Origin of the sequence: Mesorhizobium sp. M4B.F.Ca.ET.089.01.1.1 (genome assembly GCF_004022605.1) — a bacterium.
GTDB lineage: Bacteria > Pseudomonadota > Alphaproteobacteria > Rhizobiales > Rhizobiaceae > Mesorhizobium > Mesorhizobium abyssinicae.
In genome coordinates, this window is record NZ_RZOS01000037.1 from 1 (window position 1) to 24,579 (window position 24,579).

Sequence of the window (24,579 nt, forward strand, 5' to 3'; positions counted from 1 at the left end):
TTCCTCGACGGCTATGACAAGAGTGCGGCCCCGTCGCTGACCATCGCCGTCCCGAGAGGCTCGGCCAACGAGGTGGCGGCCTTGGTGGCCGGTCGCGATTTCGCCCGGGTCGCCGCCGCCTCCGGCGTCAAGCGCGGCCGCATCGTCATGACGTCCTATCAGTCGGCGGTTCCGGAAGCTTCGGCCCCGGTGCGCGTCGCCTTCGTGGCGGTGAGGGCGCAGACGGACAGATGCGGCCGCTGGCCGGAAGACCTGCTGCAGAATTCGGAAAACAAGCACTACGCCGACTTTGGCTGCTCGTACCAGAACAACCTTGCCGCCCAGATGGCCAATCCCAACGATCTGCTCGGGCCGCGCAAGCAATCCGACATCGACGCCGAAAATCGCGGCGCGGTGATCGACCTTTACCGCTCGAGAGGCATTTCGAACGAATTCCTCGGCAACTCGGAAGTGACCTACTGAGTGGCGCAAGTCAGGAAGAGAGCATGACAATGAGCAATCTTGCCTATGACGCGCCTGTGGATGGCGGCGATACATCGCAACAGGACATCGCCGCGATGCAGGCATTGCGGCCGGTGCCGCGCATCTCGATCCAGGCATTTTGCGAGACCGAGGGCGTCGCCAGTCCGGTCCGCCTCGCCGGCGACGACCGGCGCATGGCGAAGGCCCATCTGAAGGTTCATATGGGCGGCATCGCCACGGCGATCGAGTTCTACCAGTCGGCGCCGACGCCGAACCTGATCCTGCTGGAATCGCGCAGCGAGCCGAAGCAGCTGCTGGAGCAGCTCGCCCACCTTTCCGAATATTGCGATCCGTCCTCGAAGGTCGTGGTGATCGGGCACTACAACGATGTCGGCCTCTATCGCGAGCTCATCCGCTCCGGCATTTCCGAATACGTCATCGCGCCGGTGTCGATGACCGACATCGTCAGCGTGGTCTCGTCGATCTTCGTCGATCCGGAGGCCGAACCGATCGGCCGCTCGATCGCCTTCATCGGCGCCAAGGGCGGCGTCGGTTCCTCGACCATCGCGCACAATGTCGCCTGGGCGATGTCGTCGCTGTTCAAGTCCGAGGTGGTCGTCGCCGATCTCGATCTTGCTTTCGGAACCGCCAACATCAATTTCGATCAGGATCCGGCGCAAGGTATCGCCGAGGCGGTGTTTTCGCCTGAGCGTGTCGACGAGGTCTATCTCGACCGGCTGCTTGCGCAATGCGCCGAGCATTTGTCGCTGCTCGCCGCTCCGTCCACGCTCGAACGGGTCTACGACTTCGATCCCGATGCCTTCTCGCAGCTCATCGACACCGCCCAGCGCAGCGCACCGCTCCTGGTCCTCGACGTGCCGCATATCTGGTCAGGCTGGAGCAAGAGCATCCTCGTCAAGGCGGATGAGGTGGTCATCACCGCGACGCCGGAACTGGCCAATCTGCGCAACACCAAGAACATGGTGGACATGCTGAAACGGCTGCGCCCGAACGATCCGCCGCCAAGGCTTGTCATCAATCAGGCAGGCGTTCCGAAGCGTCCCGAGATCGGACCGACGGACTTTTCCGAACCGCTCGGCATCACGCCGATGGCGGTCATCCAATTCGAACCGCTGCTGTTCGGCAACGCCGCCAACAACGGCCGCATGCTGGGCGAGATGGACGCCAAGAGCCCGATCGTCGGCATCATCGACGAGATCGCGCATGTGCTGACCGGGCGCAGCGAAATCAAGATCAAGAAGAAGGCGGGCCTCGGCTCGCTTCTCGGCAAGCTCTCGCGCAACAAGAAGTGACGCACCCAGAGGCGGATGATTTCAGGTCGAATGGGCCTGAAATCTGAATCCGGCCTCTAAATCGAAGAAAGTAGAGCATGATGTCGTCCGAAAGCCGCTTCACACGTTTCGGCATCCTGCTCTGGGCGGAACTGGTAGTCGATCATGTTTGGTAAGAGAGGCTCTGACGACGGCAACCGGTCCAAGCCGGAATTCCGCCAGCCGGCACCGGGCCCCGTTGCGCCTGGATCCGCGGACACGGCTGTTCTAGCGCGCCCCGCCGCGCCGGCGCAGTCGGGAGAGTTGGCCGCCCAGCCCGCCCGTCGCCCGGTCGAGCCGCCGCCGCTGGCGCCGGAGCCGAAGAAGGTCCAGCGCGAGCGCAGCGAGACCTACTACGACACCAAGAGCCAGGTCTTTTCCGCCCTCATCGACACGATCGACCTGTCGCAGCTCGCCAAGCTCGATCCCGAAAGCGCGCGCGAGGAAATCCGCGACATCGTCAACGACATCATCGCGATCAAGAATTTCGCGATGTCGATCGCCGAGCAGGAACAACTGCTCGAGGACATCTGCAACGACGTGCTCGGCTACGGTCCGCTGGAGCCTCTGCTTGCCCGCGACGACATCGCCGACATCATGGTCAACGGCTCCAAGAACGTCTACATCGAAGTCAACGGCAAGGTCGAACAGACCAGCATCCGCTTCCGCGACAATCAGCAGCTCCTCAACATCTGCCAGCGCATCGTCAGCCAGGTTGGTCGCCGTGTCGACGAATCGAGCCCGATCTGCGACGCCCGCCTTCCCGACGGTTCGCGTGTCAACGTCATCGCGCCGCCGCTCTCCATCGACGGCACCGCGCTCACCATCCGCAAGTTCAAGAAGGACAAGCTGACGCTCGACCAACTGGTCAAGTTCGGCGCGATCTCGCCGCAGGGCGCCGAGGTCCTCAAGATCATCGGCCGCGTCCGCTGCAATGTCGTCATCTCGGGCGGCACCGGCTCGGGCAAGACGACGCTGCTCAACTGCCTGACCAACTACATCGATCGCGAGGAGCGGGTCATCACCTGCGAGGACTCGGCGGAACTGCAGCTGCAGCAGCCGCACGTGGTTCGCCTCGAAACCCGCCCACCGAATCTTGAAGGCGAGGGCGAGGTCACCATGCGCGACCTGGTCAAGAACTGCCTGCGCATGCGGCCCGAGCGGATCATCGTCGGCGAAGTGCGCGGACCGGAAGTGTTCGACTTGCTGCAGGCGATGAACACCGGCCACGACGGCTCGATGGGAACGATCCACTCCAACAGCCCGCGCGAGTGCCTGAACCGTATCGAATCGATGATCGCGATGGGCGGCTACTCGCTGCCGCAGAAGACCGTGCGCGAAATCGTCGTCGGCTCAGTCGACGTGATCATCCAGGCGGCCCGCCTGCGCGACGGATCGCGGCGTATCACCCACATCACCGAGGTGATCGGCATGGAGGGTGACGTCATCATCACCCAGGACCTCATCCTCTACAACATCAAGGGTGAGGACGCGAGCGGCAGGCTGATCGGCGAGCACGTATCGACCGGCATCGGCCGCCCGCATTTCTGGGATCGGGCCCGCTATTATGGCGAGGAGCAGCGCCTCGCGACCGCGCTCGAGGCCATGGAGAAAAACGCTGGCTGAGGTATCTGGAGGCGTAGGGGCTCTGGTCGATGTTCGGAATTGACAGCACCGTATTGGCGTTTGTCGTGCTGGCCGGCTTCAGCGCCGGGGCGGTGGCCTATGCTTTCCTGTTCAACCGCATCAGCAACGAGAAGCAGGTCGGCAAGCGGCTTGAGACCATCAAGACCGCCGAAACCGACCGCTCCGTCGTCAAGGCCTCGCGCGACCGCGCCGCCGAGGCGGTCAAGCGGCGAAAATCCCTCCAGGATTCGTTGAAGCAGCTCGACGAGAAGCAGCGATCCAACGATCGCATCGTCAAGAAGCCGCCGCTGAAGGTGCAGATCCGCCAGGCCGGCATGCAGGTTTCCATCGAACGCTTCTACATCTACTCGGCGATCTGCGGCATCGTGCTCACTGTGCTCGCCTATCTGGCCACCGCGCCCTTGCTGGTGCTGCCTGGCGCATTGCTGGCTGGCGGCCTCGGCCTGCCGCGCTGGTTCGTCTCGTTCCGCCGGACCCGCCGGGTCAAGGCATTCCTCAACGAGTTTCCCAACGCCCTCGACATCATCGTGCGCGCCGTCAAGTCGGGCCTGCCCCTCAACGACGCCATCCGTCTGATCGCCAACGAATCTCCGGAGCCGGTCAGGACCGAGTTCCGCCGCATCATCGATTCGCAGCAGATGGGCATGTCGATCCCCGATGCCACCATGCGCATGTCCGAAACCATGCCGTGCGCGGAGGCTGGCTTCTTCGGCATCGTCATCCAGATCCAGTCGCAGGCCGGCGGCAACCTCTCCGAGGCGCTGGGCAATCTCTCGCGCGTGCTGCGCGACCGCAAGAAGATGAAGGCCAAGGTGCAGGCGCTGTCGATGGAGGCGAAGGCTTCGGCCGTCATCATCGGCGCCCTGCCTTTCGTCGTCGCCTTCCTCGTCTATCTGTCGAGCCCGAACTACATCATGCCGCTGTTCACCACCAGCACAGGCAACCTGATCATCGGCTGTTCCCTGGTCTGGATGTCGATCGGCATCCTGGTGATGCGCAAGATGATGAACTTCGAAGTCTAGGGGGCGTCCATGACGGACCAGGTCGTCAAATCGCTTACCGATCCCGCCTTCCTGATCGCCTTGCTGGTCGGCATCGCGGTGTTCGCGACGGTCTTCACGCTGTTGCCCGCGCTCGGCGGCAACCAGCTCAAGTCGCGCATGAAATCGGTGGCGCTCGAGCGCGAGGAGTTGCGCGCCAAGCAGCGCGTGCGGCTGGCCAACGAAGCCGATCGCCGCCGCAAGGGCCTGCGCGAGGAACAGTCGATCGGCATGCGCAACATCGTCGAGCGGCTGGATCTCAGGCGCGCGCTGGCCGATGAGGGAACGCTGCAGAAGCTCAAGGTGGCGGGTTTTCGCGGCCAGAATCCGCTGACGCGCTTTCTCTTCTTCCGCCTGGTTCTGCCCTTTGTCGGTTTCGCCCTGGCGGCCGTCTACCTTTTCGTGCTCGGCGGCCTGCCCCTGCAGCCGCCCTTCATCAAGCTGTTCGTCTGTGTCGTGGTTGCCTATGGCGGCTTCTACGCGCCGATCCTTTACGTCAACAACCGCGCCACCAAGCGCAAGCAGTCGATCCAGCTGGCCTGGCCCGACGCGCTTGACCTGATGCTGATCTGCGTCGAGTCGGGCATGTCGGTCGAGGCGGCGCTGCGCAAGGTCGCCGACGAGATCGGCGGGCAGTCGGTGGCGCTCGCGGAAGAATTCGTGCTTACCAACGCCGAGCTCTCCTATCTGCAGGAGCGCAAGGTGGCTTACGAGAATCTCGCCAGCCGCACCGGCCTGGAATCGGTCAAGTCGGTGACGCAGGCGCTGGTCCAGGCCGAACGTTACGGCACGCCGGTCGCGCATGCGCTACGCGTGCTGGCCTCGGAAAGCCGTGACATGCGCATGAATGCGGCCGAGAAGAAGGCAGCCGCCCTGCCGCCCAAGCTCACCGTGCCGATGATCCTTTTCTTCCTGCCGGTGCTGTTCGCCATCATCCTGGGACCGGCCGGCATCCAGGTCAGCCAGCGCGGCATCTTCGGCGATCAGCACAACACCAGCAGCCAGTAAGGCAGCCCGGACGCTGACGAAAAAGCTGCGCTTGACGCCGGCAATGGCCGCTGGCGTGACTGACAGGCTTTGGGAGATCAGTGATATTGTCGCGCTGATCGAGAAGAAGGCAGCCGAGACGCCGGCTGCGCGCGCCTAAGCAAACGGGACAGCCAATGATTGTGAGGATAGCGGAACTGGAGATCGACGCCGACTGCCTCGACGCCTACGCCGCCCTTATCGCTGAAGAGACTGAAGCCTCCGTGAGGCTGGAGCCCGGGGTGCTTTTTCTGTTCGCGGTTTCGGTCAGGGAAAGCCCGCATCTCGTCCGCGTCATTGAGGGCTATGCCGATCAGGCGGCTTATGAAATGCACCTGACCACGCCGCATTTTCTCAAATACAAGGCCGAGACCGCCGGTATGGTGAAGTCTCTCCGTCTCATCGAAACCGATCCGATCTCGCTGAAAGCCAAAGCTCAAATCTGGAATTGAGCCACTGCCGATGACCTTGAAGAATCGGCTGACGCGCTGGCGTTGCCGTCAGTTGGTCGCGGCCTTGTCCTTGTCCTGGTCCTTCAGCTGGCTCCAGGCGTTCTGCTGGGCGAGCATCTGGCGCAGATAGGCGACATTGGCTTGCGCCTGGTCGGGTGAGAGTTCCTGTGAGGCGATCTTCTCGGCCTCGTCGAAGCGGCCTTGCAGGCCGACGACCAGCGCCAGGTTCTGGCGCACGCGGCTGTCGGCGTTGGGCTGCTGGGCCGCCGAGCGCATATAGGTCTCGGCCGTGCGCAAATCGCCTTCCAGCACATAGGACATGCCGAGATTGGACAGGATCGACGGTTCGTTCGGCTTGAGGTCGAGCGCCTTGCGATAGTCCTGGCGCGCCTCGTCCCGCTGGCCGAGCTGGTCGAGGATCGCGGCCTCCGCCGACACCAGCCGCCAGTCCGGATATTCCGGCGTCTGCGCGCGGCGCACGGCGTCCAGCGCCGGCTCGAACTGCCCGTTGGCGGCGAGCGCCTTGCCGTAGGCGGCGAGCACGTCGCGGTCCTTGGGCAGCGCGATCGCCAGCTTGCGCATGACGGCAAGCGACTGGTCGGCATCGCCGTCCATCTGCAGCGCCGCCGCGTAATTGGTGGCGATCCGTTTGTCGGTGGGGTTCTTGGCATAGGATTCGCCAAGCCTGGTCGTTGCGCTGTGCAACTCGGTCGCCGACATGGTCTCCAGCGGCTTGCTGTTGGAGCGCGTGATCGAGCCGGTGGTGAACTTGCTGGTCCCGCAGCCAGCGACACTTGCCGCGAGTGCTGCCATGAAGACCGTGGTGATCAGCCGCTTGCCCGTGGTGTTCATCAAACCGTTGATCAGCATCGGCCTGCGGCCTCCATCCATCTGCGGCCTTGCGTGGCCGTCTTCCCTCCCGAAGAAATATTCTGTTAACCCTAACGGACAGTTAAGAAAGGCCCCTGAAGCTCCCATTGTCCCTGCTGTTAGGGCAGGCCCACCCTTGCGCGTGTCGAACGGACGATACGCTGGCCGGCGCCGTCGCCCGAATTCTCGTTGGATTTTTCTGACGCTTCTGCCAGTGAACAATGACCAAGCGTCCTTAGCCGGAGACCATCGAATGCCAGTCGAACTCGTCGAGACGAAATCCACGGCCGCGCTGCCGGTTCATCTGGTCACCGGCGGCGACCTCGAGGCCGCCGGCCTCGCGCCGGCCGCGATTGCCTGGGCCAGGGCCAACGGCTTTTCCGGTGAGGCCGGCAGGACGCTGACCCTGCCCGGCGAAGACGGCGCGCTCGCCGGCGCCTTGTTCGGCCTTGGCGACGGCGAGGGCACGCTTGCCGTTGGCACCCTGGCGAGGGCGCTGCCGGAAGGCGACTGGCATTTCGCCACCGAGCCGGCCTGGCCGGATCTGGCCGCGACCGGGCTGGTGCTTGGCGGCTATGCCTTCACCCGCTACGGCAAGAAGCCCGGCAAGGCGCTGCGCTTCGTGCTGCCGGCGGGTGCCGATGCCGCGCATGTCCGCCGCATCGCCGATGGCGTTTTCCTGACCCGTGATCTGGTCAACACGCCGACCAGCGACATGGGGCCGGACGAGCTGGAAAGGGCGGCGCGGACGCTGGCCTCGGCGCACGACGCCGAGGTGTCGGTGATCAAGGGCGACGATCTCTTGAAGCAGAATTTCCCGATGATCCATGCCGTCGGCCGCGCCTCATCCGGCGCGCCGCGGCTGATCGACCTGCTCTGGGGCTCGCCGGATGCGCCGAAGGTGACGCTGGTCGGCAAGGGCGTCTGCTTCGACACCGGCGGCCTCGACATCAAGCCGTCCGCGGGCATGCTGTTGATGAAGAAGGACATGGGCGGCGCGGCCAACGTGCTTGGGCTGGCGTCGATGATCATGGCTGCCAGGCTCAACGTGCGGCTGCGCGTCTTGATCCCGGCGGTCGAGAATTCGATTGCCGGCAACGCCTTCCGGCCGGGCGACGTGCTGACGAGCCGCAAGGGCATCACCGTCGAGATCGGTAACACCGATGCCGAAGGGCGGCTGGTGCTGGCCGACGCGCTGGCGCTCGCCGACGACGAGCAGCCCGAGCTGCTGGTCGACATGGCGACGTTGACGGGTGCCGCCCGCGTCGCGCTCGGCCCGGACCTGCCGCCTTTCTACACTGGCGACGATACGCTGGCGTCCGAGCTGTCGGCGGCCGCAGTCGCCGTGGAGGATCCTCTGTGGCGCATGCCGCTGTGGCGGCCTTACGATGCAAAGCTGTCGTCGAAGATCGCCGACATCAACAACGTCACCACCGACGGCTTCGCCGGTTCGATCACGGCGGCGCTGTTCCTCAAGCGCTTCGTCGAGAAGACGCCGCGCTGGGCGCATTTCGACATCTTCGCCTGGAACCCGTCCGATCGCCCATACGGCGTCACCGGCGGCGAGGCGCAAGGCATCCGGGCGCTGGAGCGGATCATCTCGAAGCGATTTGCGTGACGCATCCGGGACGGCCGGCAAGATGCCGCCACTGAAACGGAACCGAAACAATTTGCCGGCATGCTGGCGCGATGTCGATCTCGATGCGCCCGAGCCAGGCCCTCAGACTGTGGCAGCAGGTGATGCTGTCGCAGGTGCGCGACGGCTCGCCCGATCTCACCATGCGCCAGACGGCGATCCTGTTCACCATCTATCTCGACCCGCCGCCGCATACGGTGCGTGGGCTGGCCGCCCGGCTCAACGTCACCAAGCCGGTCATCACCCGAGCGCTCGACACCATGGGAGCGCTGAAGCTGGTGTCGCGCCACCGCGACGAGCTCGACAAGCGCAACGTCCTGATCCGGCGCACGGTCGAGGGCGCGCTCTTTGTCGAGCGTTTCGGCGATGGTATCATCGCCAGGGCCCATGAACTGCCCATCTGACCGATTGTCCATCTGACCGAGTGCTCGATTTGACCGCCAGGGATGCCCGCCTTCACGCCTTCCGTTCCGATCTCGCCGATGCCAGGCTGAAGGGAGAGGTCTCAGCCGATCGTTTCGTCGCCGGCCGGCCGGCGCGGATATCGGTCTCCGTCGCCGACCTGCGCAAGGCGCCGCGCCCGGATGCCGGCGTCAACACGCAAGCCTTGTTCGGCGACGACGTGCTCGTTTTCGAGGACAGCGCAGGCTGGGCCTGGATCCAGGCCGAGCGTGACGGCTATGTCGGCTATGTCGCCGACACGGTGCTCGGTCCACGCGAGCAGGCGCCGACCCATATCGTTTCGGTGCCGCGCACCTTCCTCTATCCGGGGCCGGACCTGCGCTTTCCGGTGAGCGGCCAATTGTCGATGGGATCGGCGGTGACGGTGACCGGCGCCGCCGAAACGCGCGGCACGCACTATGCTCTCTTGTCGTCGGGCCAGGCGCTCATCGCGGCCCATCTGCAGCCTGCCGGCGAGACTGCGGCCGACTATGTTTCGGTGGCGGAAAGTTTTCTCGGCACGCCCTATCTGTGGGGCGGGGTCTCGGGCTTCGGCATCGATTGTTCCGGCCTCGTGCAGTTGGCGATGCGTATGGCCGGCAGGGACGTGCTGCGCGATTCCGACATGCAGGCGGCCTCGATCGGCAAGCCGCTCGAGCCGGGGCCGGACTTCACCGGCATGCGGCGCGGCGACCTCGTCTTCTGGAAAGGCCATGTCGCGATCATGACCGATGCCGACACCATGATCCATGCCAACGGCCACACCATGCTGGTCTCGCGCGAGGGACTGAAGGACGCCGTCGCCCGCATCGGCTATCTCTATGGCGGGCCGACGGGGTTCCGGCGACCGTGATCTTTCCTTCTCCCCGTTCACGGGGAGAAGGTGCCCGAAGGGCGGATGAGGGGCAGCGCGAACCCCTGATTGTTCGCGCTGACGACCAACCTCTGATCGCCGGCGCCGCCCCTCACCTGCCTGCCGGCATCCTCCCCCCGTAAACGGGGCGAGGAAGGATGATCCCCTTTTGTTCCGATTTTCCTTGGCGTTCGCGCGCCGTCGCGCTACCTCTGGCGGGTGACAGAGCAGCCGCGCCTCGCCGAACAGAATGCCGCAGTGGTCCTGCCCGAACCATTCGTCAGATGGTTCGCTGAAAAGGGCTGGGCGCCGCGTGCCCATCAGCTCGAGCTTTTGGCGCGGGCTCAGGCCGGCCAGTCGGTGCTGCTGATCGCGCCGACCGGCGCCGGCAAGACGCTGGCCGGTTTCATGCCCTCGCTCACCGAGCTCGCCAACCGTCCCAGGCGGAAACCCGGCCAGGCGCATCGCGGCATCCACACGCTCTACATCTCGCCGCTCAAGGCGCTCGCCGTCGACATCGAGCGCAATCTCGGCAAGCCGGTCGAGGAGATCGGCCTAGCTGTAACTGTCGAGACGCGCACCGGCGACACGCCCTCGCACAAGCGCCAGCGACAGAAGCTGGTGCCGCCCGACATCCTGCTCACCACGCCCGAACAATTGGCGCTGCTGATCGCGGCCGGCGACGCCCGGCGCTTCTTCGAGGATCTGCGCTACGTCGTGCTCGACGAGCTGCATTCGCTGGTGACTTCGAAGCGCGGCCATCTCCTGGCGCTCGGCCTGGCCAGGCTGCGCAACTTTGTGCCTGGACTGCAGACGATCGGATTGTCGGCAACGGTGGCCGAACCGGACGAGTTGCGGCGCTGGCTGGTCAGCCAGAATCCACCGGATGACATGGCCGAATTGATCGTTGTCACCGGCGGCGCCAAGCCGGAAATCTCCATCCTCGATTCGGAAGAGCACGTGCCGTGGGCGGGACATTCCGCCCGTTACGCCACGCCGGAGATCTATCGCGAGATCAAGCGCCACAAGACGACCTTGCTGTTCGTCAACACCCGTAGCCAGGCCGAACTGCTGTTCCAGGAACTATGGCGGGTCAATGAGGACACGCTGCCGATCGCGCTGCATCACGGTTCGCTGGATGTCGCGCAGCGCCGCCGCGTCGAGAAGGCGATGGGCGAGAATGCGCTGCGCGCCATCGTCGCCACCTCGACGCTCGATCTCGGCATCGACTGGGGCGATGTCGATCTGGTCGTTCATGTCGGCGCGCCGAAGTGGGCAAGCCGGCTGGCGCAGCGGATCGGCCGCGCCAACCATCGCATGGACGAACCGTCGAAGGCGATCCTGATCCCCGCCAACCGCTTCGAGGTGCTGGAGTGCCGGGCCGCCCTCGACGCCAACTATCTTGGCGCGCAGGACACGCCGCCGCTGGTCGATGGCGGGCTCGACGTGCTGGCCCAGCATGTCCTGGGTTGCGCCTGTGGCGCGCCATTCCACGCCGACGCGCTGTTCGAGGAGGTCAGATCGGCGGCGCCTTATGCCAGCCTCGACCGGCCGACATTCGACCGGGTGATAGATTTCGTCGCCACCGGTGGCTACGCCTTGAAGAACTACGAGCGCTACGCCCGCATCCGCCTGAACAAGGACGGGATGTGGCGCGTATCCAATCCTCGCGTCGCCCAGCAGTACCGGCTGAACGTCGGCACCATCATCGAGGTGCCGGCCCTCAACGTGCGCTACGTGCAGGCCGGCAGCAAAGGGTCGGCTTCGCGCGGCGGCCGGGTCCTCGGCAAGATCGAGGAGGCGTTCCTGGAGACGCTGACTCATGGCGATACCTTCATGTTTGCCGGGAAGGTGCTGCGCTTCGAAGGCATTCGCGAGAATGAATGCTTCGTGTCGAACGCGCCCGGCAGCGATGCCAAGGTGCCCTACTATGGCGGCGGCAAGTTTCCGCTTTCGACCTATCTCGCCGAGCAGGTGCGCGCCATGCTGGACGATCCGCGGCGTTGGAAGAAGCTGCCGGAGCAGGTCGCCGACTGGCTGCGTTTCCAGGCCGACAAGTCGGTGCTGCCCAAACGCGATGATCTCCTGATAGAAACTTTTCCGCGCGGCAACCGCCACTATCTGGTCGCCTATCCGTTCGAGGGCAGGCTGGCGCACCAGACGCTCGGCATGTTGCTCACCCGCCGGCTCGACAGGGCGGGCGCCAGGCCGCTCGGCTTCGTCGCCACCGACTATGCGCTTGCCATATGGTCGCTGGCCGACATGGGCATGATGTTCAGGGCGAAAAGACCTTCCTTGCCTACCCTCTTCGACCAGGACATGCTGGGTGACGATCTCGAGGCGTGGTTCGCCGACAGTTGGCTGCTGAAACGCACCTTCCGCAATTGCGCGCTGATCTCGGGACTGATCGAGAAACGCCACCCGGGCAAGGAGAAGAGCGGCCGCCAGGTCACCGTATCTACCGATCTCGTCTATGACGTGCTGCGCAGCCACGAGCCCGATCATATCCTGCTGCAGGCGACGCGTGCCGATGCGGCGACTGGTCTGCTCGATGTCAGCAGGCTTGCCGAGATGCTCTCGCGCATCAAGGGTCGAATCGTGCATAAGAATCTCGAGCAGATATCGCCGCTTGCCGTGCCGATCATGCTCGAGATCGGCAAGATGCCGGTGCATGGCGAAGCGGACGAAACACTGCTGATGGATGCGGCGACGCTGGTCGAGGAGGCCATGGGGCCCGGAATGAGCGAGGCATGAATTTTTCGCTGACACGCGTATCGCTGATTGCCGAGGCCGATCTTGTCGGCATCGCCGGCGAACGCGCGGTCTGCGATCCGCGCGGCGTGCTCTACTTCCCCGATCTGCGGGTGCTCGCGGTGTCGGATCTGCATCTGGAGAAGGGCTCCTCCTTCGCCAGGCGCGGCGCGCTGATCCCGCCCTACGATACGGGTGCGACGCTGCTCAGGCTGCAGGCGGTGATCGCCGATTACCAGCCGGCGATCGTCATCAGCCTTGGCGATTCTTTCCACGACGGCGGCGGCGCGGCGCGTATGCACGAAAGCTTCCGCGAGCGACTGGAAAGCCTGATCGCCGGCCGCGACTGGTTCTGGATCGCCGGCAACCACGATCCGGACGCGCCGGCCGACCTGCCCGGCGAGACCGTGCGCGAGCTTGCCATCGGGTCTCTCCTCTTCAGGCACGAGCCGTCCAAGGTGCGCGTGGAGGGCGAGATATCAGGCCACCTCCATCCTTGCGCCCGGATCGTCCAGCAAGGGCGCTCGGTGCGGCGGCGCTGCTTCGCCGCCGACGGCGGCCGCATGATCATGCCGGCCTTCGGCGCCTATACCGGCTCGCTCAACGTGCTCGACCGCGCCTATGCCGGCCTGTTCCGTCGCGAGACGCTGATGGCCTATATGCTCGGCGCCGAGCGCATCTTCGCCATTGCCGGCTCGATGCTGCGGCCGGGCTGAGCTGAAAATTGCTTTAGGGAAGCATCACGGTTGCGCCGGTCGTCTGCCGCGCTTCGAGCCGGCGATGCGCTTCGGCCAATTCGGCGAGCGGCATCCGGGCGTGCACGGGGATTTTCACGGCACCGCTCAGCACGACGCGGAAGAGTTCTTCGCTCATGGCGACGACGTCCTCGCGCCTGGCGAGGTGATGGAACAACAGCGGCCAGGTGGCGAACAGCGAGCCTTTCTGCATCAGCAGCATGATGTCGAATGGCGGGATCGATCCTGCCGCCGTGCCGAAGCTGACAAAGGTGCCAAGGGGCCGCAGGCAATCGAGCGAGGCCGGAAAGGTCGCCTTGCCGACGCCGTCGTAGACGACGTGACAGCCTTGGCCATCAGTGATCTCCCTCACCCGCGCGGCAAAGTCTTCCCTGCCATAGTCGATGACATGGTCGCAGCCATTGGCGCGCGCGAGTTCAGCCTTCTCAGGCGAACCGACGGTGCCGATGACGGTGGCGCCGAGATGCTTCGCCCATTGCGTCAGGATGAGGCCGACGCCGCCCGCCGCGGCCTGCACGAGGACGGTGTGGCCCGCCTCGACGCGAAACGTGCGGCGCAGCAGATATTGCGCCGTCAGCCCCTTCAGCATCATCGCCGCGCCGGTCTCGAAGTCTATGGCGTCGGGCAGATGGACGACAAAATGCGCCGGCACGATGCGTTCCTCGGCATAGGCGCCCAGCGTCTCGACATAGGCGACACGATCGCCGGGCGCGAAGCCGCTCACCCCTTCGCCGACGGCGACGATCTCGCCGGCGCCTTCATTGCCCGGCGTGAATGGCAAAGCGGACGGCGCATATTCGCCGGTGCGGAAATAGATGTCGACGAAGTTGAGGCCGACCGCCCGGTTGCGCACGCGGACCTCGCCGGTTCCGGGCTGGCCGATGTCGACATCTTCATAGGCAAGCACATCTGGGCCGCCATGGCGGTGGACGCGGATCGCTTTCATGGATTTCTTCCTTGCGCTGTCTCGTGGCAGGGAGATAGCGCGTGGCGCGATATCATTGTAGGCTGATATCCATGACATCAGAGTTCAAGGATCATGATATCTGACCAGATTGGCATCGACCTTCTTCGCACCTATGTGGCGGTCTGCCGGCAGGGCAGCCTGAGCAGGGTCGCGGCGCAGATCGGCAGAACCCAATCGTCGCTGAGCATGCAGATGCGGCGGCTCGAAGGATTGCTGCAACGGCACCTGTTTCAACGCACCGGCCGCGGCGTCGTGCCAACCGCGGAGGGGGAACTTTTTCTGGGATACGCGACCCGCATCCTGGCTCTGGGCGACGAGGCGGGGGCGCGCCTGCAGCAGGCCGGCATAGGCGGCGGGTGCGTATCGGCCTCGCCGAGGAGGTCACGATGGCGGCGCTGTCGGCAGCGCTCGGGCGGCTTCATCGCACCTATCCCGATATCAGCATTGACGCGACGGTCGAGCACAGCGTCGCGCTGGGACGGCTTTGGAGTGAGGATGCGCTGGACGTCATGATCGCCCCGACGTCCGTCGTCGCGGCCGATGCCCTGACGACGTGGAACGTCGAACTGCAGTGGGTCTGCGCACAGGACTACGAGCTGGATGCGGAGCGGCCGCTCGATCTCGTCGCCTTTGGCGCAACCTGCCCTTGGCGCAGGCGTATGATCGAGGCGCTGCTTGCCGCCGGCAGGGAGCACAGGATCGGCTTGTCGTGCCAGAGCGTTACCGGCCTACAGGCAGCGATCGAGAATGGGCTGGGCGTCGGTCTGCTTTCGCCCGAATCGGTGCGCCCCGCTTCGATGCGGGTGCTCAAGACATCGGCTGGCGTTCCCGAGACGCTCACAGTCCAATACGGTCTTTACGCACACGACCGACGGACAGCCGTCGTCGATGCCGCGATCGAAATCTTGCTGAAGGACTTGCCGGCGGCGTCACGGGCACGGGCCGCATGACGGAGAGAACGCGCTACCGGCCGTAATAGAGGGTGACCGTGTGCTTCGCCTCGGCGAAGAACAGCCAGCGCTCGACCAGCATGCCGGCGAGCTGGAGCAGAGCGGCGATCACCGAGAGCACAGCGGCAGCCGGCCAGGTCAGAACGAATGCTCCGGCAAGCAGCAGGGCCGGTAAGGCAAAGGCCAGGACCTGCGTGATCTGCCGCAGCTTGGCGGCATGTTTGCGCGCGATGCGAAAACCCATTTCCTTGAGCAGATAGTTTTCCTCGGTATGCGGCCACTCGAGCGACCGCACCGTGCCGCCGGCAAGGCCGGTCGCGGTGTTGGCGGTAGTCGGGATTTCCAGTTCGTCGTTGTGCCGCCACGTCGCCAGCTTCCAGCCCCAGCCGAGCAAGGTTAGGACCAGCGCGAACGCCAGCACGGCTCTCGATCCGCCACCGAAACCCTGCAGCAACGCGTTGAAAAGCACGCCGCCGGTCATCGCCGAGAAGATCAGATAGCCGGGCAGGGTGAAGCGGCTATGCCACTGCGCGATCGGCTTCAGCGAGGCATAGATCATGCCTGTGGTGCAGACCGTGGCGACCGCGCCGACAGCCGCCAGCAATCCGGCGACCGCCACCCAGCCGCCGCTGCGGCCCAAGAACACCCAGCCGATGCCGAACAGTCCCGCCGGGATGAAAGTCGCCACCGATGAGACCCCCTCGCGCGACAGCCAGGAACTGCGCCATTGCGAGAACGCCCGCCAGGCGCGCTCCGGTCGGCCGAGATGGCCGGCCGACGACAGAAGGCCGGCCGCGATCAGGCCGAGCGCCAGTCCCATGCCGACGAGCCCGAGCCAGAAGTCGGGTTCGACAAAGCCCAGCCCGCCGAGCACGCCAAGCAGCGCCAGCAGGCCGTAGCCGGCGCCTGTGGCAGTGGTGAAGAAGACGACGGAGAAAGCGGGATGCATGGCCGGGATGCTAGTTCGAAAGCATGCGGTCGATCCAGCCGAGGAAGCCGCCTTCGGCCCGCACCGGCTCCAGCGCCGGCGCCGGCACCTTGGCGGCGCGTTCCGTATGGGCGCGCGGCGGCAGATACTTGTTGGCCGGGCGGTAGCCGAGTTCCGGCATCAGGTCGACGCCGCCGCGCGCCGTCACCAGCTGCGACACGGCTGATGCCGGATCGCCGAGATCGCCGAAATGCCGGGCGCTGGTCGGGCAGGCCGCCACGCAGGCCGGCACGCGGTCCTCCTCGGCCAGATTGTCGTTGTAGATGCGGTCGACGCAGAGCGTGCATTTCTTCATCACGCCGACCTGCGTGTCGAACTCGCGCGCGCCGTAGGGGCAGGCCCAGCTGCACAGTTTGCAGCCGATGCATTTGTCCTCGTCGACCAGCACGATGCCGTCCGACGCCCGCTTGTAGGAGGCGCCCGTCGGGCAGACGGTGACGCAGGCCGGCGTCTCGCAATGCAGGCAGGAGCGCGGGAAGTTGACGGTGCGCCCGCCCATCTCGGTCGTGTGCTCATAGGCGTGCACGCGGTTGAACCAGACGCCGTCGACATGCCCGCCATAGGGATCGATATCGGTCAGCGGCGCCATATGGCCGCCGGTGTTCCACTCCTTGCAGGCGGTGACGCAGGCCTGACAGCCGACGCAGGTGTCGAGGTCGATCACCAGGCCGAGTTTCTTGTCGGTTTGCGCGGGAAGGCAGGTCATTCGGCGGCTTCCCTCTTCATGCGGAATTCGGCGCCGTACTGAAGCATGTCAGGCGAGGGCTGGAAGCGCGGCGGCTCCCGGAAGCGCTCGAACTGCGGCTCGGTGAAGCCCGCTTCCTCCGCCGCGCATTTGACAATCCGCACCCGGACGTCGAACCATGCCGCCTGTCCGGTCACAGGGTCGGAGTTCGAATAGCGCTTGCCGCTGGCGTCCGCCGCGGTCTGGTCGCCGATGATGTGGTTGAGCAGGAAGCCGCGATTGCTCTCCGCCGCATCATCCTTCAGCCCCCAGCTGCCGCGCCGCTTGCCGATGGCGTTCCAGGTCCACACCGTGTCGGGGTTGACGCCGTCGACCAGCTTGATCTGTCCCTTCACCCGGCCGTTGACGCTCTCGATCCATACCCAGTCGTCGTCGACAAGGCCGAGATCGGCGGCGGTCTTGGCATGCACGAACAGCCGGTTCTGGCTGGTGATCTGCCTCAGCCACGCATTCTGCGAGCCCCAGGAATGGTACATGTGCATCGGCCTCTGCGTCAGCGCATGTAGCGGATATTGTTCGAGGTCGACCGCGTCTTCCTCGAATGGCGCGTACCAGAACGGCAGCGGGTCCATGTAGGCTTCGATGCGGCCGGTTTCCGCCTCCGGCGGCTGCGCTTTCCCATGGCCGCGCGCGGCCAGCCGGAAGCGCTGCAGCGGCTCGGAATAGAGCTGGAAGACGATTGGCTCGGCCTTGGCGATGAAGCCCATCTCAGCCGCGAAGTCGAGATAGGCGCGGTTGCCCATCTTGTAATAACGCTGGTCGGCGGAAAAATCGTGGTGCCAGAAGCCGCCATTGTCGATGTAGCGCTGCAATTGATCGGGATTGGCTTCGCCTCTGCCGATCGAGCTTCCGTCCTTTCCGCGCCAGCCGGCGAGCGGACCGATGCCGGGCGTGCGCTCGTGGTTGACGATGTAGTCGGCATAGTCGCGGTACTTGGGCGAGCCGTCGGCGTTGACGAAACCGGGCAGGCCGAGCCGCGCGCCGAGCTCGATCATCACCGACTGGAACGGCCTGACGTCGCGGTCAGGCTCGACGACGGGATGGCGGATTGCGTCACCAGGCCCGTCGGCATGGCTGATCGGCCGGTCGAGCAGGCTGATGCAGTCATGCCGCTCGAGATAGGTGGTGTCCGGCAGCACCAGGTCGGCGAACGGCACGGTCTCCGAGTAGTAGGCGTCGGAATAGATGATGAAGGGGATCTTGTAGTCGCCCGACGCATCCTTGTCGGTGAGCATGCGAATCGTCTCGACCGTGTTCATCGACGAATTCCAGGCCATGTTCGACATGTACATCAATAGCGTGTCGATCCGGTAGGGATCACCCGCCCAGGCATTGCGGATGACCGAGTGCATCAGGCCGTGCGCGGCTAAAGGCGCCTCCCAGGAATAGGCCTTGTCGATGCGTGTCGGCGTGCCGGCCCCGTCGACCAACAGGTCATCCGGCCCGCACACGAAGCCGAGCGGCATGCCTTCCAGCGGCGTCATCGGCCGCACGTCCTTGCCGGCCGGCTTCGGCCCGGGCGGCGCCGGGCGCGGATAGGGCGGCTTGAAGCGGAAGCCACCCGGCACGTCCACGGTGCCCAGCAGCACCTGCAGCAGATGGATGGCGCGGCAGGTGTGAAAACCGTTGGAATGGGCCGAGATGCCGCGCATGGCGTGCATGGAGATCGGCCGCCCCTTGATCGTCTCGTGCCGGCGCCCGGCCCAGTCGGTCCAGGCCACCGGCAGTTCGATCGCCTGCTCGAAGGCGACATGCGCCAGTTCCGCCGCGACGCGGCGGATGGTGTCGGCGCTGACGCCGCAGCGGCCGGCGACCGCATCGGGCGAATAGCTGTCGTTGAGATAGCGGTCGGCTAGGAGCTGGAACACCGGAACGCAGCGGCGGCCGTTGACCGTATGGCTGCCGGTCAGTGCCGGTTTCGCGTTGGGGTCGGCAGCCCGGACCGGGGTCTTCGCAACCCTGTCCCAGGCGAGCGGATGGCCGGCGGCGTCGCGAACGAAGAGCCCGTCATCGGAGGCTCCCGGCTCCTGGATGACGAGCACATGGGCGTTGGTGTAGCGCAGCAGATAGTCGAGATCGACGCGGCCGGCCTTGAGCAACTCGTGGACAAGCGCCAGCACGAACAGGCCGTCGGTGCCCGGCCTGATGCCGATCCAGTCGTCGGCGATGGCGTTGTAGCCGGTGCGGCACGGATTGATCGAGACGACCTTGGCGCCGCGCGCCTTGAGTTTGCCGAGGCCGATCTTGATCGGGTTGGAATCATGGTCCTCGGCGACGCCGAAGAGCATGAAGTATTTCGTGTTGTCCCAGTCGGGCTCGCCGAACTCCCAGAACGAGCCGCCGATCGTGTAGAGGCCGCCGGCCGCCATGTTGACCGAGCAGTAGCCGCCATGGGCGGCGAAGTTCGGCGTGCCGAACTGGCTTGCCCACCAGCCGGTCAGGGATTGCGACTGGTCGCGTCCGGTGAAGAAGGCGAGCTTCTTGGGATCGCTCCGGCGTATCGCCGAGAGCCGCTCGGTCGCGATCGAAAGTGCTTCCTCCCATTCGATCTCACGGAATTCGCCCGAGCCGCGCGGGCCGCTGCGCAACAGCGGCTTCTTCAGCCGCGCCGGGCTGTAGTGCTGCATGATGCCGGCGCTGCCCTTGCCGCAGATGACGCCGCGATTGACCGGATGGTCCTTGTTGCCGTTGATGTAGCGGACCTTGCCGTCCTTGATATGGACGTCGATGCCGCAGCGGCAGGCGCACATATAGCAAGTGGTCTTGGCGATCCGGTCGGAGACGCCTGGCGAGGTGTCGACGCCGTCGCCCTCGTCGGGCGCGCGCGTGTCGGCCAGCGGCCGCTGCGACGGGGCGGAATTTGCGCCGCGCGGCGCGCCGTGGCTCATTGTTCCCGGATGCTCTGGCGGCTCGCGATCTTGGCTTTCGTCTTCGGCCCGGGACCGCGCATATAGTGCTGTTCAGGGTGGTAGCGATCGCTGGCGAGCCGCCGCTTGAGGCCACGGGTCCAGTGCGCGAACAGCGATTTGAAGCGCCCCATCATTTCCAACTCTTGCGGCGCGGCCGCCAATTTTTTCCAACTTCCAGTGAAAACTTAGAACAAAGCAATCGATCTGTCTAATAAGTTGCTCTTGTAATTCCGATCGATTTTGCTTCTTAATTGCGCATGACCCTTGAACAGTTGCGCATCTTCGTCGCCGTCGCCGAACGCGGCCATATGACCAAGGCGGCCGAGCTTCTGGGCATCTCGCAGTCGGCCGCCTCGGCTGCCATCCGCGCGCTCGAGCAGCAGCATGGGGTGCGGCTGTTCGACCGCGTCGGCCGCAACATCGAGCTGGCGCAGACCGGGCGCAGGTTCCTGCCCGAGGCCAAGGCGGTGCTGGAGCGCGCTGCCGCCGCCAGCAATGTGCTGGAGCATGTCTCTCAGACGGTCACCGGCAGCCTGTCGATCGCTGCCAGCCAGACCATCGCCAGCTACTGGCTGCCGCGCCGGCTGGCCGCCTTCCACGAGGCCTATCCCGCCGTCAGGCTGAATGTCAGCATCGGCAACACCAGCCAGGTCGAGACCCATGTGCTCGACGGCACGGCGGATTTCGGCCTGGTCGAGGGGCGCACCGAATCCGACATCCTGCGGCGCGCCAAGGTCGATGTGGATCGGCTGCTGCTGGTCGTCGCCTCCACGCACCCGAAAGTCGCCGAACATGGGCGCGGCCACCCCGATATCGGGGAGCTGCGCTGGATCATCAGGGAAGGCGGCTCCGGCACGCGCGAGGCGCTGGAAGACCTCGCGCGCCGCGAGGCGGTGCCGTTCGCCGATCTCAGGATATTCCTCGTCCTGCCCAGCAACGAGGCGATCCGCCAGGCGGTCGAGGCGGGCGCCGGCGCCACCATCATCTCGGAACTCGTCGTCGGCCGCGCCGTGGCCGAAGGCAGCTTGCGGTCGGTGCCGATCGACCTGCCGAAGCGCGACTTCGCCATCATCACCCACCGCGATCGCCAGCCGAGCCTCGCCCAGATGGCGCTGCGGGCGCATCTGGGCGGAAAAGCGGACTTGCCGCCGCTGAGCAGGGGCTGATCGGGAAGAAGCGTCTCAGGCGAATTTCCGCTGCGCATCCAGCGCCAGCCCGAGCCCGACCGAGCCGAACATGTCGCCCTCGATGACGGAGGCCTGCGGCACCAGCGAAAGGATCTGGCGTTTGGCGAGCGGGATCGCGGTCGAGCCGCCGGTCAGGAACACGGCGGTTATGGCGGAGGCGTCGACACCGGCGTCGGCGATCGTCTGCCGGACCGTCGCGGTCACCCGCTCGATGTCGTGCCCGATCGTCGCCTCCAGGCCGCCGCGCGTGATCTCGGGCGCGAAGCGTGCGCCGGGCAGCGAGACCCTCACCTCGGCTGAGGACTGCTCCGTCAGCGCGATCTTGGCCCTTTCGACCAGGCCTGCGATCGCGTGTCCGTAGCGGTGCTCCACGATATGGATGAATCGGCCGACGAGATCGGCGCGCTCGGCCTCGAAGCGGATCTGCCTCAGGTCCGTCATCGCCTTCGCGGTATAGACGAGATTGATGCGCTGCCAGGTCGCCAGATCGATGAAATAGCTCGCAGGCAGGTTGCGCTTGCCGTCCTTGGTCGGCGTCAGATAGCCGAGCTCGGGCATGACATGGGCGATGCTGAGCAGCCGGTCGAAATCGGTACCGCCGATATGGATGCCGCGGTTGGCCAGGATGTCGCCCTTGCGATCGGTCGAGCGGGCGCGTTCGGGCGAGACCCGGACCACAGAGAAGTCGGACGTGCCGCCGCCCATGTCGACGATCAGCGCCAGTTCCTCTCGGGCAACCTTCTGTTCGTAGTCGAGCGCCGCCGCGATCGGCTCGAACTGGAAGGCGATGTGCCTGAACCCTTGCGCCCGCGCCGCCTTTTCAAGCTCGCCCTGCGCTCTCGCATCGGCCTCGGCGTCATCGTCGACGAACTGCACGGGGCGGCCGAGCACGATCGTCTCGACCGAAGAGCCTGCATCCTCTTCCAGCCGCTGCTTCAGATGGGCGATGAAGAAGCCGATGATGTCGGTGAAGCCGATCAGGCGCGCCTTGATGCGGGTCTTCTCGTGAGCCAGCGAGCTGCCGAGCACGCTCTTCAGGGAGCGCATCAGCCGCCCCTCGATGCTGTCGGTGTAGTCGCTGATGGCGCGGCGGCCGAAATAGGTATGGCCGTCCTCGAAGTTGAAGAAGACAGCGCTTGGCAATGTAGGTTGTTCACCTTCCAGCGCCACCAGTCGCGCCTGCCCGTTCCGGATCAGGCCCACGGTGGAATTGGACGTGCCGAAATCGATGCCGCCGAATGCTGATTGCATAGCAGCCTCCTGTCATTGGTTTCGCCGCAGCGGGTCGCCGGCATCGGAAAACGCGCCGTCATCCGGGTGGCCGGACCGCTCTGCCAAAAAATGAATGTGTGTGCTTGCCCCTGACTTGGGAGGCGGCGATTTATCGCAAAACCGGGAAAAGGGAAAGCCCCTTTCCCGCGTCTGTATCAATCCTTGCGGAAGACGAGCCGCCCGAGCCAGCCGGTGAGCATGGCGAGCGACACGGCGAATACGCCGTACAGGAAGGAATAATCGTGCGCGACGCGGAAGATCGACTGCTCGAAACCGGATTTGCGGATTTCGAGCTGGGCCGAGCTTTCCTTGATGAACATGCCGCTCTTGAACAGGAAGGCGCGCGCCTTGTGGGTGCCGACCGGAACGTCGGGCGCCAGCCTGACCGTGGCGCGGAACAGGTTCTGCGACAGGAACTGCACGCCGCCGACATTTTCGCTGTAGAGCCCGGTCGCCTTCTTGCGATCGCGCAGCGCGGCGGTGAACTCCTCGATCGTCGCCGGGCTGTCGGTCTCGTCGGCGGGCTTCATGTAGAGGTTGGCCGAGCCGAGCGACAGCTGCTTGTAGCTGTTCGGTTCGGTTATGTCCTGCAGCGGCCGCGTCGTGGCCACCGAATAGGACACCGGCACATTCTCGAACGTCTCCGACTCCAGATTGATCCAGACGCCCAGCACCCGGTCCTTGCGCCGCACCACCACCGGGCGTGGCGGGCCTTCGAGCACGACGATGACGTCATAGCGTCCCTGGCGCGCGACCAGCGGATCGGGGTTTTCCAGCGACCCGAAAATGGTGAGGTCGGCGCCGGAAAACCCGGCCGTGATCGAGACGGCGTCGGTCGACAGGCCGATCTGGATGCCTTCGACCGGCGGGGTCTGCGCCGCCGTCGGCGACGCGGCCGCGACGAGCAGAAGCAAGGCGGCGGCCGCGAACCCCTTCCACCCCGCCATCAGTTCAGGCCCGCCGCGGAAAGCGAATAGAGATTGGGCGGGGTGACGAAGAGATCGATCGCCAGGCGGATGGCAACGGCGAGAACCAGCATTGCCAGCAATGCCCTGAGCTGCTCGCCGCGCAGCTTCTGGCCGGCCTTGGCGCCATATTGCGCGCCGGCGACACCGCCCGCCATCAGCAGGAAGGCGAGCATCACGTCGACCGTCTGGTTGGTGGTGGCGTGCACCAGGGTGGTGTAGGCCGAGGTGAAGATGATCTGGAACAGCGAGGTGCCGATGACGACGTTGGTCGGCACTTTCAAGAGATAGATCAGCGCCGGCACCATGATGAAGCCGCCGCCGACGCCCATGATCGACGACAGGAAGCCGATGCCGGCGCCGAGCCCGAGCACCGGGATGACGCTGACGAACAGCTTCGAGGCGCGGAAGCGCATCTTCAGCGGCAGCCGGTGGATCCAGTTGTGCTGGCCGGATTTTTTCAGCACGGGTGCGGCGCCGCTGCGGGTGGCGCGCAGCGCATTGACGCTCTCGACCAGCATCAGCCCGCCGACGGTGCCGAGCAGCGCGACGTAGAGCAGCGAGATGAAGAGATCGAGCTGGCCGAGCCGGCGCGGCACGGCAAAGACATAGACGCCGCCGGTCGAGCCGACGATGCCGCCCGCGAGCAGCACGCCGCCGAGCTTGAAGTCGAGCGTGCCGCGCTTCATGTGCGACAGCGCGCCGGAGAAGGAGGAGGCGATGACCTGGTTGGCGCCGGTGGCGACGGCGATCGCCGGCGGGATGTTGTAGAAGATCAGCAGCGGCGTGATGAGGAAGCCGCCGCCCACCCCGAACATGCCCGACAGAAAGCCAACCGCCGCCCCCATGGCCAGCAGCACGAAGACGTTGACGGAAATTTCCGCGATCGGGAGATAGATGCCCACCCGTCAGTCTCGATCAGTTTGCCTGTCGGCGATGCAGCCGCAGCGTGCAGTCTCGCACCGAAAAGCCAATTTTTTCTTGCGCCGACGCGGCGGCGGGGAGCAAACCCCGCCGCCGCGTCGAAACAAAAAAGCATCTCAATCAGTTAACAGGCAAATGTGTGGCAAGGCATCGCGGAAGCGACGCATCTGCCGTTATTTGCGCGCCAGCAGCGCCTTGACCAGTTGTTCGTCGACCTCGCCGGTCGGTTTCATCTTGTTGTCGGTCTGGAAGGCCATGATCGCGGTCTTGGTCTTGTCGCCCATCACGCCGTCGGCGCCGCCGGCCTCATAGCCGTTCTTGTTGAGGATCAGCTGGATGTTCTTGACCGCCTTCTTCATGTCGATGCTGGCGGTCGTCTGCGGCGTGCCGTCCTGCCAGGATTCGGGG

24 protein-coding genes are annotated in these 24,579 nt (G+C 65.3%); 14 read left to right on the plus strand and 10 right to left on the minus strand.

Going from position 1 to position 24,579, the window contains the following annotated elements; all coding sequences use genetic code 11:
* From EN780_RS06250 to EN780_RS06275, 6 genes are all read left to right on the plus strand, one after another.
* Window positions 1–462 (plus strand): CpaD family pilus assembly lipoprotein (locus tag EN780_RS06250; protein ID WP_189556406.1); only part of this gene is annotated, 462 nt, incomplete at its 5' end.
* Window positions 463–491: 29 nt separating this feature from the next.
* Window positions 492–1,775 carry a CpaE family protein gene (locus EN780_RS06255; protein ID WP_187331372.1) on the plus strand — a complete coding sequence of 428 codons (1,284 nt, stop codon included), beginning with the start codon at window positions 492–494 and terminating at the stop codon, window positions 1,773–1,775.
* A 144-nt stretch (window positions 1,776–1,919) separates the two neighbouring features.
* On the plus strand, window positions 1,920–3,419 hold the full coding sequence (locus tag EN780_RS06260; RefSeq protein ID WP_128272645.1) for a CpaF family protein: 1,500 nt from the start codon (window positions 1,920–1,922) through the stop codon (window positions 3,417–3,419).
* A gap of 29 nt (window positions 3,420–3,448) precedes the next feature.
* Window positions 3,449–4,462 (plus strand): type II secretion system F family protein, encoded by a 1,014-nt coding sequence (locus EN780_RS06265; RefSeq protein WP_127285595.1) that lies wholly within the window; start codon window positions 3,449–3,451, stop codon window positions 4,460–4,462.
* Window positions 4,463–4,471: 9 nt separating this feature from the next.
* Complete coding sequence (locus EN780_RS06270; protein WP_127285596.1) at window positions 4,472–5,488, plus strand: type II secretion system F family protein; 1,017 nt, start codon at window positions 4,472–4,474, stop codon at window positions 5,486–5,488.
* Window positions 5,489–5,643: 155 nt separating this feature from the next.
* Window positions 5,644–5,958 carry a putative quinol monooxygenase gene (locus tag EN780_RS06275; RefSeq protein WP_128272648.1) on the plus strand — a complete coding sequence of 105 codons (315 nt, stop codon included), beginning with the start codon at window positions 5,644–5,646 and terminating at the stop codon, window positions 5,956–5,958.
* 48 nt (window positions 5,959–6,006) lie between these two features.
* Here EN780_RS06275 and EN780_RS06280 read toward each other — a convergent pair whose 3' ends face one another.
* Complete coding sequence (locus EN780_RS06280) at window positions 6,007–6,828, minus strand: tetratricopeptide repeat protein (RefSeq protein WP_127285598.1); 822 nt, start codon at window positions 6,826–6,828, stop codon at window positions 6,007–6,009.
* Window positions 6,829–7,081: 253 nt separating this feature from the next.
* Between EN780_RS06280 and EN780_RS06285 the strand changes: the two genes are divergently transcribed.
* The 5 genes from EN780_RS06285 (at window position 7,082) to pdeM (ending at window position 13,225) form a co-directional block, all read left to right on the plus strand.
* A complete protein-coding gene (locus tag EN780_RS06285) occupies window positions 7,082–8,446 on the plus strand; it encodes a leucyl aminopeptidase family protein (RefSeq protein WP_128272649.1) in 1,365 nt (454 codons plus the stop codon).
* A 71-nt stretch (window positions 8,447–8,517) separates the two neighbouring features.
* Window positions 8,518–8,868: a MarR family winged helix-turn-helix transcriptional regulator gene (locus tag EN780_RS06290; RefSeq protein ID WP_127285600.1), complete on the plus strand. Its 351-nt coding sequence runs from the start codon at window positions 8,518–8,520 to the stop codon at window positions 8,866–8,868.
* A 29-nt stretch (window positions 8,869–8,897) separates the two neighbouring features.
* A complete protein-coding gene (locus EN780_RS06295) occupies window positions 8,898–9,758 on the plus strand; it encodes an NlpC/P60 family protein (protein ID WP_187331361.1) in 861 nt (286 codons plus the stop codon).
* 219 nt (window positions 9,759–9,977) lie between these two features.
* Window positions 9,978–12,512: a ligase-associated DNA damage response DEXH box helicase gene (locus tag EN780_RS06300; RefSeq protein ID WP_128272653.1), complete on the plus strand. Its 2,535-nt coding sequence runs from the start codon at window positions 9,978–9,980 to the stop codon at window positions 12,510–12,512.
* Window positions 12,509–13,225: a ligase-associated DNA damage response endonuclease PdeM gene (gene pdeM, locus EN780_RS06305; protein WP_127285686.1), complete on the plus strand. Its 717-nt coding sequence runs from the start codon at window positions 12,509–12,511 to the stop codon at window positions 13,223–13,225. The genes EN780_RS06300 and pdeM overlap by 4 nt, the downstream gene beginning before the upstream one ends.
* Window positions 13,226–13,238: 13 nt before the next feature.
* Here pdeM and EN780_RS06310 read toward each other — a convergent pair whose 3' ends face one another.
* Window positions 13,239–14,210: a quinone oxidoreductase gene (locus tag EN780_RS06310; RefSeq protein WP_128272655.1), complete on the minus strand. Its 972-nt coding sequence runs from the start codon at window positions 14,208–14,210 to the stop codon at window positions 13,239–13,241.
* 93 nt (window positions 14,211–14,303) lie between these two features.
* Between EN780_RS06310 and EN780_RS40440 the strand changes: the two genes are divergently transcribed.
* Window positions 14,304–14,744 (plus strand): LysR family transcriptional regulator, encoded by a 441-nt coding sequence (locus EN780_RS40440; protein ID WP_245499890.1) that lies wholly within the window; start codon window positions 14,304–14,306, stop codon window positions 14,742–14,744.
* Window positions 14,627–15,181, plus strand: coding sequence for a LysR substrate-binding domain-containing protein (locus EN780_RS40445; protein ID WP_245499891.1), 555 nt, complete (start codon window positions 14,627–14,629; stop codon window positions 15,179–15,181). Before EN780_RS40440 ends, EN780_RS40445 begins: the two co-directional genes overlap by 118 nt.
* Before the next feature lie 13 nt (window positions 15,182–15,194).
* Here the strand turns inward: EN780_RS40445 and EN780_RS06320 are convergent, their stop codons facing one another.
* From EN780_RS06320 to EN780_RS06335, 4 genes are read right to left on the minus strand one after another with little or no spacing between them, the layout of a single operon-like run.
* On the minus strand, window positions 15,195–16,130 hold the full coding sequence (locus EN780_RS06320; protein WP_127285689.1) for a DmsC/YnfH family molybdoenzyme membrane anchor subunit: 936 nt from the start codon (window positions 16,128–16,130) through the stop codon (window positions 15,195–15,197).
* A 10-nt stretch (window positions 16,131–16,140) separates the two neighbouring features.
* On the minus strand, window positions 16,141–16,875 hold the full coding sequence (locus EN780_RS06325; protein WP_127285690.1) for a 4Fe-4S dicluster domain-containing protein: 735 nt from the start codon (window positions 16,873–16,875) through the stop codon (window positions 16,141–16,143).
* Complete coding sequence (locus EN780_RS06330; protein ID WP_128272657.1) at window positions 16,872–19,802, minus strand: molybdopterin oxidoreductase family protein; 2,931 nt, start codon at window positions 19,800–19,802, stop codon at window positions 16,872–16,874. Before EN780_RS06330 ends, EN780_RS06325 begins: the two co-directional genes overlap by 4 nt.
* The gene (locus EN780_RS06335; protein WP_127285692.1) at window positions 19,799–19,984 is read right to left on the minus strand and encodes a hypothetical protein; all 186 of its coding nucleotides are present in this window, start codon (window positions 19,982–19,984) and stop codon (window positions 19,799–19,801) included. The genes EN780_RS06330 and EN780_RS06335 overlap by 4 nt, the downstream gene beginning before the upstream one ends.
* A gap of 96 nt (window positions 19,985–20,080) precedes the next feature.
* On the opposite strand from EN780_RS06335, the gene EN780_RS06340 reads away from it, so the two are divergent.
* Complete coding sequence (locus EN780_RS06340) at window positions 20,081–20,989, plus strand: LysR substrate-binding domain-containing protein (protein WP_128272659.1); 909 nt, start codon at window positions 20,081–20,083, stop codon at window positions 20,987–20,989.
* A 15-nt stretch (window positions 20,990–21,004) separates the two neighbouring features.
* On the opposite strand, the gene EN780_RS06345 is transcribed toward EN780_RS06340, so the two are convergent.
* From EN780_RS06345 to EN780_RS06360, 4 genes are all read right to left on the minus strand, one after another.
* The gene (locus tag EN780_RS06345; protein ID WP_128272661.1) at window positions 21,005–22,261 is read right to left on the minus strand and encodes an Hsp70 family protein; all 1,257 of its coding nucleotides are present in this window, start codon (window positions 22,259–22,261) and stop codon (window positions 21,005–21,007) included.
* Window positions 22,262–22,437: 176 nt separating this feature from the next.
* Window positions 22,438–23,229, minus strand: a complete 792-nt coding sequence (locus EN780_RS06350; protein ID WP_128272663.1) for a TIGR02186 family protein — start codon at window positions 23,227–23,229, stop codon at window positions 22,438–22,440.
* Window positions 23,229–24,152 (minus strand): sulfite exporter TauE/SafE family protein, encoded by a 924-nt coding sequence (locus tag EN780_RS06355; protein WP_128272665.1) that lies wholly within the window; start codon window positions 24,150–24,152, stop codon window positions 23,229–23,231. Before EN780_RS06355 ends, EN780_RS06350 begins: the two co-directional genes overlap by 1 nt.
* 192 nt (window positions 24,153–24,344) lie before the next feature.
* Window positions 24,345–24,579, minus strand: a 235-nt coding sequence (locus tag EN780_RS06360) for a peptidoglycan-binding domain-containing protein (protein ID WP_133372582.1), incomplete at its 5' end; no start/stop codon positions are given.